This window comes from Streptomyces cinnamoneus (assembly GCF_002939475.1).
GTDB classification, from domain to species: Bacteria; Actinomycetota; Actinomycetes; order Streptomycetales; family Streptomycetaceae; genus Streptomyces; species Streptomyces cinnamoneus_A.
Window position 1 is genome coordinate 4,653,971 of the sequence record NZ_PKFQ01000001.1, and the last position, 15,677, is coordinate 4,669,647.

Below are 15,677 nucleotides of genomic sequence, written 5' to 3' on the forward strand. Positions count from 1 at the left end.
GGGGGGCGCGGACTCCGGATCGTACGCCCTGTACTGCGGAGACGCACTCTGGGTGATCTTGTGGAATGTCTTATTCCGATCGGCTGGGGCCGGTTGTCGGCGGCCTGCGGCAGTATGGACCGGGTGAACGAGCTTCCGGAGTACGCCGAGCGAGTGCTGGCCGTCGCCGAGCTGATCCCGCCGGGGCGCGTGATGACGTACGGGGACGTCGCCGAGTGGCTCGGCGAGGGAGGACCCCGCCAGGTCGGCCGGGTCATGGCGCTCTACGGCGGGACCGTCGCCTGGTGGCGCGTGGTCCGCGCGGACGGCGTCCTGCTGCCCGGCCACGAGCTGCGCGCCCTCGGCCACTACCGCGCGGAGGGCACACCGCTGCGCGAGCGGGGCACCGCCGGCGAGGGGGCCGACGGCCACATGCCGCGGCTCGCGATGGCACGGGCCCGCTGGGACGGCGCCGGCGCGCCGGATGTGACTCCGCACACCTGACGCCGCACCCGCCGCCCCGCTCCCGGCCCAGTGCCCCCAAGGGGTAACCCGAAGGTGTGAGGCCGCACGGCGGCGAGGGGAACACCCCGGACGCTCTGCGTCCCACCCGTCCCCTGGCGTAGCGTCGGGGACCGGCCTTCGCACGGCCCCTCCTGTCAGCACCACACCCCGCACCTCCACCAGGACCGGCCATCCACGTGAGTTCCTCCCCGTCTCCCCGCCCGGCGCGGCAGCCCGCGGGCGCGTACCGCCTGGTGCGCACCCGGCCGGAGCGCGTGGCTCCTCCTGAGCTGGACGCACACCAGCGTGCCGTGGTTGAGCACGCTCACGGGCCGCTGCTGGTGCTCGCCGGGCCGGGTACGGGCAAGACGACGACGCTCGTCGAGGCCGTGGTGGAGCGGGTGCGGCGCGGCACCGACCCGCAGCGGATCCTCGTCCTGACCTTCAGCCGCAAGGCGGCCGTCGAGCTGCGCGACCGCATGGCCGCCCGCCTCGGCGCCCACGGGCCGCAGGCGACCACCTTCCACTCCTACTGCTACGCCCTGGTGCGCGCCCACCAGGGCGATGAGGACGGCGCCCCGTTCTCGGAGCCGGTCCGCCTGCTGTCCGGTCCCGAACAGGACGTCATGGTCCGCGAGCTGCTGGCCGGGGAGACCGAGCTGGGCCGCGTCGACTGGCCCGGCGAGCTGCGCGCCTGCCTGACCACGCGCGGCTTCGCCGACGAGGTGCGGGCCGTCCTCGCCCGCAGCCGCGAGCTGGGCCTGGGCCCGGCCGAGCTGGGCCGCTTCGCCGGCCTGACCGGCCGGCCGGACTGGCGGGCCGCCGCGTCCTTCCTGGCCGACTACCTCGACGTGCTCGACATGCGCGGCGTGCTCGACTACGCCGAGCTGGTCCACCGCGCGGTGCTGCTCGCGGAGAGCCCCGGGGCCGGCGCGGAGCCGGGCCGGCGCTACGACGCGATCTTCGTGGACGAGTACCAGGACACCGACGTGGCCCAGGTGCGGCTGCTGCGGGCCCTGGCGGGCACGGGCGGGCGGACTCTCGTGGCCTTCGGCGACCCCGACCAGTCGATCTACGCCTTCCGGGGCGCCGACGTGGGCGGCATCCTGGACTTCCCGCACGTCTTCCGCCAGGCCGACGGCTCGCCCGCGCCGGTGCGGGTGCTGACCGTCTCGCGCCGCTCCGGGGCGGACCTGCTCGCCGCCACCCGGCTGCTCACCCGCCGCATGCCGCTCACCCGGCTGCCCGCCGACGCGGTGCGCGCCCACCGGGACCTCGCGGCCGTACGGGAGGGCGGCCGCGTCGAGGCGTACACCTACCCGACCGCCGGTGCCGAGGTCGACAACATCGCCGACGTCCTGCGCCGCGCGCACCTGGAGGACGGCGTCCCCTGGCGCGAGATGGCCGTCCTCGTCCGCGCGGGCTCCCGCTCGATACCGGGCCTGCGCCGCGCGCTGACCTCCGCCGGCGTCCCCGTCGAGGTCGACGGCGACGACGTGCCGCTGCGGCACGAGCCGGCGGTCGCCCCCCTGCTCACCGCGCTGCGGGTGGTGGCGGAGGCGGCGGACCGGCCGGCCGCCGGGACACCGGCGCAGGACCCGGACCCCGCCAGGGGGCCGGAGCGCCCCTGGCTGGACGCCGAGACCGCGCTCGCCCTGCTCACCTCGCCCCTGGGCGGCATGGACGCCACCGACCTGCGCAGGCTCGGCCGTGCCCTGCGCGAGGAGGAACGGGCCGCGGGCGCCCCCGCCCCGAGGCCCTCGGACGTCCTCATCGCCGAGGCCCTCGCCGAACCGGCGCGGCTCGCCGCCCACGACCCGGCGTACGCCCGGGGCGCCCAGCGCCTGGGCGCGCTTCTGCTCGGCGCCCGCGAACTCCTCGAGAACGGCGGCACCACCGAGGACGCCCTCTGGGCGCTGTGGGACGGCACCCCCTGGCCCACCCGCCTCCAGCGCGCGGCCCACCGCGGCGGCGCCGCCGGCCGCAACGCCGACCGGGACCTCGACGCCGTGTGCGCCCTCTTCGAGACCGCCGCCCGCGCCGAGGAGCGCACCGGCGGCCACGGTGCCCTGAACTTCCTGGACGAGCTCCAGGCCCAGGACATCGCCGCCGACACCCTCACCCGCCGGGCCGTGCGCCCGGACGCCGTACGGCTCATGACCGCCCACCGCTCCAAGGGGCTCCAGTGGCGGCTGGTCGTGGTGGCGGGCGTCCAGGAGGGCCTCTGGCCCGACCTGCGCCGCCGCGGCTCGCTCCTGGAGGCCGACCGCATCGGGCGCGACGGACTGGCCGAGCCCCTCAGCCCCGGTGCCCTCCTCGCCGAGGAGCGCCGGCTGTTCTACGTGGCCGCCACGCGCGCGTGCGAGCGGCTGGTCGTCACCGCCGTCAAGGCCGCCGCTGAGGACGGTGACCAGCCCTCCCGCTTCCTGGCCGAGCTGGGCGCCGAGCCCGTCGACATCACCCAGCGGCCCCGCCGCCCCCTCGCCGTCGCCCCGCTCGTGGCCGAGCTGCGCGCCACGACCGTCGACCCCGGCGCCTCGGAGGCCCTGCGCGCCGCCGCCGCCGAGCGGCTCGCCCGGCTGGCGGCGCTGCGCGACGAGGAGGACCAGCCGCTCGTCCCCGCGGCACACCCCTACCGCTGGTGGGGCCTCGACGAGGCCACCCACAGCGAGGCGCCGCTGCGGGACCCCGGCCGGCCCCTCGCCCTCTCCGGCTCCGCCCTCGGCCAGCTCACCGACACCTGCTCCCTCCAGTGGTTCCTGGGACGCGAGGTGAAGGCCGACGCCCCGGCCACCGCCGCCCAGGGCTTCGGCAACGTCGTGCACGTCCTCGCCGACGAGGTCGCCTCCGGCCGCACCCCCGCCGACCTCGCCGTCCTGATGGAGCGGCTGGAGTCGGTGTGGGACGCGCTCGCCTTCGACGCCCCCTGGAAGTCGCTGCAGGAGAAGGAGAACGCCCGCGCCGCCCTGGAGCGCTTCCTGCGCTGGCACGTGATGGACCGCGGCGGCCGCAGTGCCGTGGCGACCGAGCACCCCTTCGACGTCACCCTCAAGGCCGAGCAGTACCTCGTCCGCATCCGCGGCTCCATGGACCGCGTCGAACGCGACGACCAGGGCCGCGCCTACGTCGTCGACTTCAAGACCGGCAAGGGCGCGGTGTCCGCCAGGGACGTCGAACGCCACCCCCAGCTGGCCGTCTACCAGCTCGCGGTGCGGGAGGGCGCCGTGGACGACGTCTTCGGCGGCGAGCGGCCCCCCGCGGGCGGCGCCGAACTCGTCCAGCTGCGCCAGGGCGCGGCCAAGAAGGAGGGCGGGGACGCCCTGCCCAAGATCCAGGCGCAACGGCCGCCGGACGGGGGCGCGGAGGGCGACTGGATCGGCGGGCTGCTCGCCGAGGCCGCGGGCCGGGTGCTCGAGGAACGGTTCGCGCCCCGCCCCGGCCAGCACTGCGCGCACTGCTCCTTCCGCGCCTCCTGCACGGCCCGGCCCGAGGGCCGGCAGATCGTGGAGTGAGGTGTCAGTGGCCCCCGTTAGCGTGTGTGGTGTGACCCCGCGCCTGACCGACCCCGAGCAGCTCAAGGAGCTGCTCGGCATCCCGTTCACCCCGGAGCAGACGGCCTGCATCACCGCGCCGCTCGCCCCGCAGGTCATCGTGGCCGGAGCCGGCTCGGGCAAGACCACCGTCATGGCCGCCCGCGTCGTCTGGCTGGTCGGCACGGGACAGGTCGCGCCCGAGCAGGTCCTCGGCCTGACCTTCACCAACAAGGCCGCCGGCGAGCTGTCCGAGCGCGTCCGCAAGGCGCTCGGCCAGGCCGGGGTCCTGCCGGACGAGCCGTCCGACGGCGGTTTCGGGGAGGAGACCGCCGGCGAGCCGCAGATCTCGACGTACCACGCCTTCGCCGGGCGCCTGCTGAAGGACCACGGCCTGCGCATCGGCCTGGAGCCCACCGCCCGGCTGCTCGCCGACGCCACCCGCTTCCAGCTGGCCGCCCGCGTCCTGCGCGCCTCCCCGGGCCCGCACCCCGCGCTGACCCGCTCCTTCGCCGACCTCGTCGCCGACCTCCTCGCCCTGGACGGCGAGCTGGCCGAGCACCTGGTCCCGCCCGCCCGGCTGCGGGCGTACGACCACGGCCTGCTGGCGGCGCTGGAGGACGTCAGGCTCACCAACGACGACCTGCGCAAGGTGCCCGCCACCGCCCGCGCCCGCACGGAACTGCTCGGCCTGGTCGAGGAGTACCGGCGGGAGAAGCGCGGCCGCGACCTCCTCGACTTCGGCGACCAGATCGCCCACTGCGCGGAGCTGGCCGGCCGCCCGGAGGTGGGCCGCCTCCTGCGGGAGGAGTTCAAGGTCGTCCTCCTCGACGAGTACCAGGACACCTCCGTCGCCCAACGGCTCCTGCTCTCCGGCCTGTTCGGCGGGGGCACGGGGCACGCGGTGACCGCCGTCGGCGACCCCTGCCAGGCCATCTACGGCTGGCGCGGCGCCTCCGTGGCCAACCTGGACGACTTCCCGCACCACTTCCCCCACGCCGACGGCCGTCCCGCCCGGCGCCACTCCCTCAGCGAGAACCGCCGCAGCGGCGGCCGCCTGCTCGACCTCGCCAACGCCCTGGCGGCGCCCCTGCGCGCGCGCCACGAGGGCGTCGAGGCGCTGCGGCCCGCACCCGGCGCCGAGCGCGACGGCGTGGTGCGCTGCGCCCTGCTGCCCACCCACGCCGAGGAGCTCGACTGGCTCGCCGACTCCCTCGCACACCTCGTGCGCACCGGCACCCGGCCCGGCGACATCGCGGTGCTGTGCCGGACCGCGGGCGACTTCGCCCAGATCCAGGGCGCCCTGGTGGAGCGGGACATCCCGGTCGAGGTCGTGGGCCTGTCCGGGCTGCTGCACCTGCCGGAGATCGCCGACCTCGTCGCCGTCTGCGAGGTCCTCCAGGACCCCACGGCCAACGCCGCCCTCGTCCGGCTCCTCATCGGCCCCCGCTGGCGCGTCGGCCCCCGCGACCTGGCGCTCCTCGGCCGCCGCGCCCGCACCCTCGTGCCCTACGGGCCCACGGGCGCCGACCCCGGGCGGCGCCTCGCCGAAGCGGTCGAGGGCGTGGACCCGGCCGAGGTCGTCTCGCTGGCCGACGCGCTGGACACCTTCCTCACCACCGAGCAGCCCGACGACGGCCTACCGTTCTCGCCCGAGGCCCGCGTCCGCTTCGCCCGCCTCGCCGCCGAGCTGCGCGACCTGCGCCGCAGCCTGGCCGATCCGCTGATGGACGTCCTGCACCGCGTCCTCGCCACCACGGGCCTCGAAGTCGAGCTGTCCGCCTCCCCGCACGCCCTGGCCGCGCGCCGCCGGGAGACCCTCACCCAGTTCCTCGACGTCGCCGCGGGCTTCGCGGCCCTGGACGGCGAGGCCACGCTGCCGGCCTTCCTGGGCTTCCTGCGCACGGCCGCGCAGTACGAGAAGGGCCTGGACAGCTCGCTGCCGGGCGGCGAGGACACCGTCAAGATCCTCACCGCGCACAAGTCCAAGGGCCTGGAGTGGGATGTCGTGGCCGTCCCCGGCCTCGTCGCCAAGTCCTTCCCCAGCGAGCAGTCCCGGGACGCCTGGACGGCCCAGCCGAAGGTCCTCCCACACGCCCTGCGCGGCGACGCCGACACCCTTCCCGACGTGACCGCCTGGGACAGCAAGGGCCTCGTCGCCTTCAAGACGGCCATGAAGGCCCACCAGCACACCGAGGAACTGCGCCTCGGCTACGTCACCTTCACCCGCCCCCGCTCCCTCCTGCTCGGCTCCGGCCACTGGTGGGGCCCGAACCAGAAGAAGCCCCGCGGCCCCTCCGCCTTCCTCGACGCGCTGCGCCTGCACTGCGAGGCGGGCCACGGCGAGATCGAGGTCTGGGCCGACGCCCCGGAGGAGGGCGTGCAGAACCCCGCCCTGCGCGAGGCCGCCACGGACCACTCCTGGCCCCTGCCCCTGGACCCGGACTCCCTGGCGCGCCGCCGCCGGGCGGCGGACGCGGTGCTGGCCCACCTGGAGCGCGCCCGCACGCGGCAGGAGGAGCCGGACGACCGGACGGCCCCGGCCCACGACCCGGACTGGCCCCCGCCGCCGGAGGACGAGGAGCACCACGGAACGTACGAGGAGGGCGCCGCCGCGTACGAGGACGAGCCGGACGCCTACGGGGACGAGCCCGTCGACTGGGACGAACTCCTGGAGGAACGCCCGGAGCGCACCGTCCCCACCGGCCCGGGCGACGATCCGCGGTCGCCTTCCGTGACCGGGACCGCGACCGCGACCGAAGCCGAGGCCGGCCCGCCCGCCGAGCGGCTGCTCCCCGAGGAGCTGCGCACCGTGGCCTCCTGGGACCGCGACCTCGACGCCCTCGCCGGCGAGCTGAGGCGCGCCCGCGCGCAGGTGCGCGACGTCCTCCTGCCGCCCACGCTGACCGCCTCCCAGCTGATCCGGCTGGCCGCCGACCCGGACGCCTTCGCCCGCGACCTCGCCCGGCCCATGCCGCGCAGGCCGCAGCCGGCCGCGCGCCGCGGCACCCGCTTCCACGCCTGGGTGGAGTCCCGCTTCGAGGCCCTGCCGCTCCCGTTGCCGGGCCCCGACCCGCTGCCGGGCGCCGAGGAGGACGAGCCGGAGATCGCCGACGAGCGGGACCTCGCCGCCCTCAAGGAGGCCTTCGAGCGCACGCCCTACGCCCACCGCACCCCGCACCGCGTCGAGGTGCCGTTCCAGCTCACCCTCGCGGGCCGAGTGGTCCGCGGCCGGATTGACGCGGTCTACCGCGAGGCGGGGCCCGGGGCCGGCGCGGGGGACCGGTACGAGATCGTCGACTGGAAGACCCAGCGCGACCACGACGCCGACCCCCTCCAGCTGGCGGTCTACCGCCTCGCCTGGGCCGAACTGCACGGCCTGCCGCTGTCCTCCGTGACCGCCGCGTTCGTCTACGTACGCGACGGCGAGGTCGTCAGGCCGCCCGCGCTGCCCGGCCGTGCCGCGCTCGAAAAGATCCTTCTGGGGGAGGGAGAGTGAGGAAACCCGGTCATGGTCACGCCGTGTGTCCGGATAGGCTCGATGTCATGAGCGACACCCCGGACAACGTCGTCCGCGCGTACATCGACGAGCACCGCGCCGCATTCCTCGGCGACCTCGCCGACTGGCTGCGCATCCCCTCCGTGTCGGCCGACCCGGCCCGCGCGGGTGACGTGCGCCGGAGCGCGGACTGGCTGGCGGCGAAGCTCACGGAGACGGGCTTCCCCGTCGTCGAGGTCTGGGAGACGGGCGACGGCGCCGGCGCGCCCGCCGTGTTCGCGGAGTGGCCCTCCGGTGCGGACGGCGCCCCGACGGTCCTGGTCTACGGGCACCACGACGTGCAGCCCGCGGCCCGCGAGGACGGCTGGCACACGGACCCGTTCGAGCCCACGACCGTCGACGGCCGGCTGTACGCGCGCGGCGCCGCCGACGACAAGGGCCAGGTGTTCTTCCACACCCTCGGCGTCCGCGCCCACCTGGCCGCCACCGGCCGCACGGCCCCCGCCGTCAACCTCAAGCTGCTGATCGAGGGCGAGGAGGAGTCCGGCTCGCCGAACTTCCCCGCGCTCGTCCAGGCCCGCGCCGAGCGCCTCGCCTGCGACATGGTGATCGTCTCCGACACGGGCATGTGGGCCGAGGACACCCCGACCGTCTGCACCGGCATGCGCGGCCTCACCGACTGCCAGATCGATCTCTACGGGCCGGACCAGGACCTCCACTCCGGTTCCTTCGGGGGCGCGGTGCCGAACCCGGCCACCGAGGCTGCCCGCCTGGCCGCCGCCCTGCACGACGACGACCGCCGCGTCGCGATCCCGGGCTTCTACGACGGCGTGGTCGAGCTGACCGACGCCGAGCGCGAGCTGTTCGCCGAGCTGCCCTTCGACGAGAAGCGGTGGCTGCGCGCGGCCCACTCGCACGCCGCCCTCGGCGAGAGCGGCTTCAGTACCCTGGAGCGCGTCTGGGCCCGCCCCACCGCCGAGGTCAACGGCATCGGCGGCGGCTACCAGGGCCCGGGCGGCAAGACCATCGTGCCCTCGACCGCCCAGCTCAAGCTGTCCTTCCGGCTGGTCGCGGGCCAGGACACCGACCGCGTCCAGCAGTCCGTCCGCGCATGGGTGGCCGCGCGCCTGCCGGAGGGCATCCGGCACGAGGTCACGTTCTGGGGCGCCACCCGCCCCTGCCTGACCCCGCTCGACCACCCGGCCCTGCAGTCCGTCGTCCGGGCCATGGGCCGCGCCTTCGGGCAGAAGATCCGCTTCACGCGGGAGGGCGGCTCCGGGCCGGCCGCCGACCTTCAGGACGTGCTCGGCGTCCCCGTGCTGTTCCTCGGCATCTCGGTGCCGTCGGACGGCTGGCACGCCCCGAACGAGAAGGTCGAACTCGACCTCCTCATGAAGGGCGTCGAGACCGCCGCCCACCTGTGGGGCGACCTCGCGCAGAACGCACCCGCCCGCTGACCCGGGCGAGCACCATCATCATCCGTAGGGGGAGTTGGAAGCAGCCGTGACCACCTGGACCGATTTCGCAGCCGCCCGGCCGATCACGCTCAGTGGGGCGAGCGGCATCGACCGCGCCGCGCACCACCGCCTGGACGAGGCGTGGCTCTCCGCAGCCTGGAGCCACCCCTCGACGCGGGTCTTCGTGGTCTCCGGCGGCCAGGCACTGGTCGACGACACCCCTGACGGGCGCACCGAACTGGTGATGACGCCCGCCTTCGAGGCGCCCGTCACCGAGACCCACCGCTACTTCCTCGGCCAGGACGCGGACGGAGTGGCCTACTTCGCCCTCCAGAAGGACGCGCTGCCCGGCCGCATGGACCAGTCGGCGCGCCCGGCCGGGCTGCGCGAGGCGGGACTGCTGCTCTCCCCGCGTGACGCCGGCCTGCTCGTCCACGCCGTGGCCCTGGAGAACTGGCAGCGGCTGCACCGCTTCTGCTCGCGCTGCGGCGAGCGCACGGTCATCGCCGCGGCCGGCCACATCCGCCGCTGCCCGGCCTGCGGCGCCGAGCACTACCCCCGCACCGACCCGGCGGTGATCATGCTGGTGACCGACGAGCACGACCGTGCCCTGCTCGGCCGCCAGATGCACTGGCCCGAGGGCCGCTTCTCGACGCTTGCGGGCTTCGTGGAGCCGGGCGAGTCCATCGAGCAGGCCGTCCGGCGCGAGGTCGCCGAGGAGGCCGGCGTGGTGGTCGGCGACGTGGAGTACGTCGCCAGCCAGCCCTGGCCCTTCCCGTCCAGCCTGATGCTGGGCTTCATGGCGCGCGCCACGTCCTCGGACATCCAGGTGGACGGCGAGGAGATCCACGAGGCGCGCTGGTTCTCCCGCGCGGACCTGCGCGACGCGTTCGCGTCCGGGGAGGTCCTCCCGCCGACGGGCATCTCGATCGCGGCCCGTCTGATCGAGCTCTGGTACGGCGAGCCGCTGCCGTAGCGGGACGGCCCTTCGCGGGCCCGTCCCGGACATGAGGAAGCCCCCGCCGCGGCGGGGGCTCCTTGCCTCTGGCCCGGGGGCCCGGGGGCCCGGGGGCGCGGGGATCAGGCGCCGAGCGCCTGCTTCACCTGGGCCAGGCTGGGGTTGGTCATGATGACCTCCGCGCCGCCGCCCACGGGGACGACCCGGACGGTGGGAACGGTCTGGTTGCCGCCGTTGGCCTTCTCCACGAAGGCGGCCGAGTCGGCGTCGAGCTCGATGTTGATCTCGTTGTAGGTGATGCCCTCGCGGTCCATCTGGCTCTTCAGACGGCGGCAGTAGCCGCACCAGGTGGTGCTGTACATCGTCACGGCGCTCGACATGTGACCCGCGCTCCTTTTTCCTCGGTGGTGTCCGGCGGTGTTCCGGAGGGAGAACGCGCACCCGGGGCGGACCATTCCCCGGGGGGGTGTGAGGGCCACCATGCGCCCCTCCGGTATTAGTACGACCGCAGCGGCCCGCCTGTGGACGACATTCCCGGTCGCCCCCCTGAACCTGGCAGCATGGCGGGGTGACAGCAGCAACGCACTCCACGCTCTTCCCTCAGGTGCCGGCCTCCGCCGACGCGGTGCTCGACGGGCTCGACCCCGAGCAGCGCGAGGTGGCCACGGCCCTGAGCGGCCCGGTGTGCGTGCTGGCCGGCGCCGGGACGGGCAAGACCCGGGCGATCACCCACCGCATCGCCTACGGCGTGCGGTCCGGGATGCTCCAGCCCTCCAGTGTGCTGGCCGTCACCTTCACCAACCGCGCGGCGGGCGAGATGCGGGGCCGGCTGCGCCAGCTCGGCGCGGGCGGCGTGCAAGCCCGTACGTTCCACTCCGCCGCCCTGCGCCAGCTGCAGTACTTCTGGCCGAAGGCCGTGGGCGGCGAGCTGCCGCGGCTGGTCGACCGCAAGGTCCAGATCGTGGCGGAGGCCGCGGCCCGCTGCCGGGTCCGCCTCGATCGCAACGAGCTGCGGGACGTGACGGGCGAGATCGAGTGGGCGAAGGTCACCCAGACCGTGCCCGAGGACTATCCGGCCGCCGCCGCGAAGTCGGGCCGCGAGGTCCCCCGCGACCCCGCCGAGATCGCCGGCGTCTACGGCACGTACGAGCAGCTCAAGCGCGAGCGCGGTCTGATCGACTTCGAGGACGTGCTGCTGCTGACGGTGGGCGTGCTCCAGGACCGGCACGACATCGCCGACACGGTGCGCCGCCAGTACCAGCACTTCGTCGTCGACGAGTACCAGGACGTCAGCCCCCTCCAGCAGCGGCTGCTGGAGCTGTGGCTGGGCGACCGGGACAATCTGTGCGTGGTCGGCGACGCCAGCCAGACCATCTACTCCTTCACCGGCGCCACCCCCGATCACCTGCTCAACTTCCGCACCCGCCACCCGCACGCCACGGTCGTCAAGCTCGTCCGCGACTACCGCTCCACGCCCGAGGTGGTCCACCTGGCCAACGGCCTGCTGTCCCAGGCGCGGGGCAGGGCCGCGGAGAGCCGGCTGGAGCTGGTCTCCCAGCGCGGCCACGGCCCCCAGCCGGTCTACGGGGAGTACGCCGACGAGCCGGCCGAGGCGGAGGGCACCGCCCGCCGGGTGCGGGAGCTGATCGACTCCGGCGTGCCCGCCAGCGAGATCGCGATCCTCTACCGGATCAACGCCCAGTCCGAGGTCTACGAGCAGGCGCTCGCCGACGCCGGGGTGCCCTACCAGCTCCGGGGCGCCGAGCGGTTCTTCGAGCGGCCGGAGGTGCGCGAGGCGGGGCTGCTGCTGCGCGGCGCGGCCCGGGCCGGCGGCCACTCCGACCCCCAGCTGGCCGACGCGGAGGACGTGCCCTCCCAGGTGCGCGCGGTGCTGAGCACCCGCGGGTGGACGCCGGAGCCCCCGGCCGGCTCGGGCGCGGTGCGCGACCGCTGGGAGTCGCTGGCGGCTCTCGTGCGGCTCGCAGAGGACTTCGTGCGGGCCCGGCCGGACGCCACCCTGGGCGATCTGGTGGCGGAGCTGGACGAGCGGGCGAGCGCGCAGCACGCGCCGACCGTCGAGGGTGTGACGCTCGCCTCACTCCACGCCGCCAAGGGTCTGGAATGGGACGCCGTCTTCCTGGTCGGGCTCACCGAGGGCATGCTGCCGATCACCTACGCCAAGACCGACGAACAGGTGGAGGAGGAGCGCCGGCTCCTCTACGTCGGCGTCACCCGTGCCCGCGTCCACCTCAGCCTGTCCTGGGCCCTGTCCCGGGCCCCCGGCGGCCGCCCCTCCCGGCGCCCCACGCGCTTCCTCAACGGGCTGCGGCCGGGCTCCGCCGCCCCCCGGCCGGGCAGCCCGGCCGCGGGAGGCCGGGGCGGCGTCGAGCGGGGCGGGGCGCGCAAGCGGCGCGGATCGGCGCGCTGCCGGGTCTGCGGGAGGACGCTGACCGACGCGGGCGAGATCAAGCTGATGCGGTGCGAGGACTGCCCCTCGGAGCTCGACGAGGGGCTCTACGAGCGACTGCGCGACTGGCGGGCCGAGCAGGCCCGGCAGCTGGGGCAGCCCGCCTTCTGCGTCTTCACCGACAAGACACTGCTCGCGATCGCGGAGGCCGTTCCGGGAACCGAAGCGGAGCTGGTGTGCATCTCAGGAGTCGGAGGACGCAAGCTCGACAGGTTCGGTGCCGACGTCCTCGCCCTGTGCGCAGGCAAGGAGCCGACCTCGGCAGACGTGTCCCCGGACACCTCCGAAGAATCTCCGGAAAAATAGTTTGCGCACGCGGACGGCATACCCATAGCCTTCCGAGCAGGGAAACAACGGCCCTTCCGGGATCCGTTCGCTCCGTGCTGTACTGAACCGAAAAGCAGGGCCGGTCACGGCCCCCGAGACGCCGAGAGGAGGCGGAGACAATGATCAGCTTCATCGCCAGCAACAAAATGACCGATCGCCAGGTCGGCTCCGCCAGCATGCTCGGCTTCTCCGCCGCCGCCTTCCAGGGCACCGGTCTGCCCGGCGCCATGTCGTCCTTCCTCGAAGAGCGACCGACCAAGGCGTCTGCGGTAAAGGCGGCAGCGGTGGCACAGGCCAAGCCCTATGCCCTCGCAGCGGCGACCAATGGCGCCGGATCCCTGAACGCGCAGCACCAGCTCCACACGACGTGGGCCTTCCGTGGGCTCGAACCCTGGAGAGATCCAGCCTGATCGGCATGATCAGGTCGGCACCTTCCAGGGCCGCGGAACCCACACCGGGATCCGCGGCCCTTTTGTTTGCTCCCCACCCCGGGGAACCAGCCCGGCCACGAGCCGGAAACAACAGACGAGGAACACACACCGTGCAACTCAAGACGCACACCCCGTCAGTAGCCACCGACCTGATCCCCCCGCCTGTGCCCACGGAGGACACCTTGACCCCCCTCACCTCGCTCACCGACCTCGATGACGCCATCGAGAACCTCGGCGGCTCGGTTCCCTGCCGCAGCTATGACCCCGAGGTCTTCTTCGCCGAGTCGCCGGCCGACGTGGAGTACGCCAAGTCCCTCTGCCAGACGTGCCCGCTCCGTGAGGCATGCCTCGCCGGTGCCATGGACCGTCGTGAGCCCTGGGGTGTCTGGGGCGGCGAACTGTTCGTCCAGGGCGTGGTCGTCGCCCGCAAGCGTCCCCGTGGCCGCCCGCGCAAGAACCCGGTCGCCGCATGAACGTCTTCGGCACCATCGACCGCCCCACCACGCGCGACCCCAAGAAGCAGGACCCGACGATGCAGCGCCCGTCCCCGGAGCCATGCGGCTCCCGCATCCCCGCTCGTGAAACCACCGGTGCGACCGAGTCGCGCCAGAACAGGAACCTGGAAATGCAACTCATCCCAGAAGCCCTGGCCAGGGCTCATATGGACGACCGGCTGAGGGAGGCCGAGTCCCAACGCACGGCCATCCGCCTGGCAGCCGCCCGGCGGATGCAGCGGCGCGCCGAGCGCGCCTCGCTGCGTGCCCGCCGGGCCCTGGCCATGGCCGTGATGCACTGAAAGCCCGCGGGGCCGCTCCGTTCGGAGCCGGCCCCGCACCGTGTCGGGTGTGCCGAACGCGTCCGGGCCGTCCGCGGAGATATCGTCTGGGAGTGGACCAGAAGACGCACAAACCAGCGCAGTCGGATCCTGAGGCCACCGAGACCGCCGAGCCCCTGACCTGCGCTCGCTGTGGCACCCGAGCCCCCGGCGGCACGCCGCCGCCGACCTGGACCTGCTCGGTCGAGAACGGCAGCCGCCGCTACTTCTGCGACGACTGCGCCCGCGCCAACCTCAGAGCCATCGAAGGGCGCCTCGACTCGTCCTGGTGGTGAGCCGGACGCCCCCGACGAGCCTCAGGCGGGCGTCTCCTGGCTCCGGCCGGCCGCCGCGAACCCGGGCACCCACGCCTCCATCTCCTCCCGCAGCCGCACCGTGGCGTTGAGCTGACACAGCACCCCTATGGTGCTCATCGTCACCCGGTGGATCAGCAGATACGCCGGGGGCAGATTGAGCCGCCGGGCCAGCTGGTAGGCGGGGGAGCGGGGATCGGCGATCCGGGTCGCCTGCGCGCGCATCCAGTCCCGGGTGAAGGTGAACTCCGTCACCTGGGCCGGCTCGATGATCGGCAGCAGATACTCGAGGACCGCCCCCGGGTCCAGCTCGATCTCCGGCTTGACGAAGCCCTCCTCCCGCAGCAGCTCGTGGACCGCCTCCGCCTCGCCGTCCAGCGTGAGCCGCAGCGCCGTGCCTATCTGCACGGGAAGTCCCTGCGGCAGCCGGTCGACCGTGCCGAAGTCCAGTACTCCCAGCCGCCACTTCTCCGGCGGGCCGTCGGGGGCGTCACCGGTCACCAGCCGGAAGTTGCCCGGGTGGGGATCGGCGTGCAGCAGCCCCGTGCGGGCCGCGCCGGAGAAGAGGAAACGGGCCAGCAGCTGACCCGCCCGGTCCCGCTGCTCCTGGGTGCCGTCCGCTATCACCTCGGACAGCGGCACCCCTTCGAGCCACTCGGTCACCAGCACCTGGTCGCTCTGGTGGACCACGTCCGGCACCACCACGTCGGCGTCCCCGGCGAACTCCCGGGCGTGGGCGCCCTGTGCCCGGGCCTCCAGCTCATAGTCCAGCTCCTCGGACACCCGGTCGCGCAGCTCGGTGATCAGCGGCTTGATGTCCATGCCGGGCACCAGCGGCCCCAGCAGCTTGGCGAACCGGCCCAGTTGGGTCAGATCGGAGAGCAGCGCCTCACCCGCCCCGGGGTACTGCACCTTGACCGCGACCTCGCGTCCGTCATGCCATACGGCCCGGTGCACCTGTCCGATCGACGCCGCCGCCGAAGGACGGTCGTCGAACTCTTCGAACAGCTCCCGCCAGTCCGCTCCGAGCCGCTCGGCGAGCGCCGCGTGCACCGTCTTCACCGGCATCGGCGGCGCGGCCTCCTGAAGCTTGGTCAGCGCGGCGCGGTAGGGCCCGGCGACCTGCTCGGGAAGAGCCGACTCGAAGACGGACAACGCCTGACCGAGCTTCATGGCGCCGCCCTTGAGCTGCCCCAGGGTCGCGAACAACTGCTCGGCCGTGCGCTGCTGCAGTTCGGCGGCGATGATCTCCGCCGGCCGCCCTCCGATGCGCTTCCCCAGCCCGAGCGCCGTGCGCCCCGCGAACCCCAACGGCAACGCGGCCAACTTGACGGTCCGGGTGACCGCCTTGCGGGGTAGATCAGACATGCGCCCCTCCAACTAGCTGAACAGCCACG

Annotated in this window: 12 protein-coding genes; 10 read left to right on the forward strand and 2 right to left on the reverse strand. The window is 74.3% G+C overall.

The window, feature by feature from the left end; translation table 11 throughout:
- Positions 1 to 114 precede the first annotated feature (114 nt).
- The 5 genes from CYQ11_RS20960 (at position 115) to nudC (ending at position 9,945) form a co-directional block, all read left to right on the forward strand.
- Positions 115 to 483, forward strand: a complete 369-nt coding sequence (locus tag CYQ11_RS20960; protein ID WP_099201288.1) for an MGMT family protein — start codon at positions 115 to 117, stop codon at positions 481 to 483.
- Between the two features lie 197 nt (positions 484 to 680).
- On the forward strand, positions 681 to 3,995 hold the full coding sequence (locus CYQ11_RS20965) for an ATP-dependent helicase (RefSeq protein WP_181143730.1): 3,315 nt from the start codon (positions 681 to 683) through the stop codon (positions 3,993 to 3,995).
- 31 nt (positions 3,996 to 4,026) lie between these two features.
- Complete coding sequence (locus CYQ11_RS20970) at positions 4,027 to 7,512, forward strand: ATP-dependent helicase (protein WP_099201286.1); 3,486 nt, start codon at positions 4,027 to 4,029, stop codon at positions 7,510 to 7,512.
- Positions 7,513 to 7,559: 47 nt separating this feature from the next.
- Positions 7,560 to 8,969 (forward strand): dipeptidase, encoded by a 1,410-nt coding sequence (locus tag CYQ11_RS20975; protein ID WP_099201285.1) that lies wholly within the window; start codon positions 7,560 to 7,562, stop codon positions 8,967 to 8,969.
- A gap of 46 nt (positions 8,970 to 9,015) precedes the next feature.
- The gene (gene nudC, locus CYQ11_RS20980; protein ID WP_181143731.1) at positions 9,016 to 9,945 is read left to right on the forward strand and encodes an NAD(+) diphosphatase; all 930 of its coding nucleotides are present in this window, start codon (positions 9,016 to 9,018) and stop codon (positions 9,943 to 9,945) included.
- Positions 9,946 to 10,049: 104 nt separating this feature from the next.
- On the opposite strand, the gene CYQ11_RS20985 is transcribed toward nudC, so the two are convergent.
- On the reverse strand, positions 10,050 to 10,307 hold the full coding sequence (locus CYQ11_RS20985; protein WP_099201284.1) for a glutaredoxin domain-containing protein: 258 nt from the start codon (positions 10,305 to 10,307) through the stop codon (positions 10,050 to 10,052).
- A gap of 188 nt (positions 10,308 to 10,495) precedes the next feature.
- Here CYQ11_RS20985 and CYQ11_RS20990 point away from each other — a divergent pair, with 188 nt between their 5' ends.
- The 5 genes from CYQ11_RS20990 (at position 10,496) to CYQ11_RS21010 (ending at position 14,262) form a co-directional block, all read left to right on the forward strand.
- On the forward strand, positions 10,496 to 12,700 hold the full coding sequence (locus CYQ11_RS20990; RefSeq protein ID WP_099201283.1) for an ATP-dependent DNA helicase UvrD2: 2,205 nt from the start codon (positions 10,496 to 10,498) through the stop codon (positions 12,698 to 12,700).
- A gap of 140 nt (positions 12,701 to 12,840) precedes the next feature.
- On the forward strand, positions 12,841 to 13,131 hold the full coding sequence (locus tag CYQ11_RS20995; protein WP_099201282.1) for a hypothetical protein: 291 nt from the start codon (positions 12,841 to 12,843) through the stop codon (positions 13,129 to 13,131).
- A 131-nt stretch (positions 13,132 to 13,262) separates the two neighbouring features.
- Positions 13,263 to 13,625 (forward strand): WhiB family transcriptional regulator, encoded by a 363-nt coding sequence (locus CYQ11_RS21000; RefSeq protein WP_099201281.1) that lies wholly within the window; start codon positions 13,263 to 13,265, stop codon positions 13,623 to 13,625.
- Positions 13,622 to 13,948 carry a putative WhiB-interacting protein gene (locus tag CYQ11_RS21005; protein ID WP_099201280.1) on the forward strand — a complete coding sequence of 109 codons (327 nt, stop codon included), beginning with the start codon at positions 13,622 to 13,624 and terminating at the stop codon, positions 13,946 to 13,948. The genes CYQ11_RS21000 and CYQ11_RS21005 overlap by 4 nt, the downstream gene beginning before the upstream one ends.
- A 92-nt stretch (positions 13,949 to 14,040) precedes the next feature.
- Positions 14,041 to 14,262, forward strand: a complete 222-nt coding sequence (locus tag CYQ11_RS21010; protein WP_099201279.1) for a hypothetical protein — start codon at positions 14,041 to 14,043, stop codon at positions 14,260 to 14,262.
- Positions 14,263 to 14,283: 21 nt separating this feature from the next.
- Here CYQ11_RS21010 and CYQ11_RS21015 read toward each other — a convergent pair whose 3' ends face one another.
- Entirely contained in the window at positions 14,284 to 15,648 is a 1,365-nt protein-coding gene (locus CYQ11_RS21015) for an ABC1 kinase family protein (protein ID WP_099201278.1), read from the reverse strand.
- Between the last annotated feature and the right edge of the window lie 29 nt (positions 15,649 to 15,677).